Below are 226 nucleotides of genomic sequence, written 5' to 3'. Positions count from 1 at the left end.
ACGTACCAGTAGATGCAGATGGTAACTACAAAGTAGATGTACCAGAAGGTGTAGAACTTAAAGAAGGTGACAAAGTTACAGTTGTAGCGAAAGACGGCAACGGTAATACGTCAACACCAACAGAAGGTACAGTAACAGATACAGTAGCACCAGATGCACCGACAGTAGACCCAGTGAAAGCTGGCGACACAGAAGTGACAGGTAAAGGTGAACCAGGATCAACAAT

General features: G+C 44.7%; 1 protein-coding gene. It reads left to right on the top strand.

The features are described 5' to 3' along the window. The coding region (locus CD122_RS12070; RefSeq protein ID WP_240624167.1) for an Ig-like domain-containing protein at positions 1-226 on the top strand (226 nt) is incomplete at both ends.

It is taken from the genome of Staphylococcus rostri (assembly GCF_002902145.1).
Classification (GTDB): Bacteria; Bacillota; Bacilli; order Staphylococcales; family Staphylococcaceae; genus Staphylococcus; species Staphylococcus rostri.
This window is presented reverse-complemented; position numbering and strand designations above follow the sequence as displayed.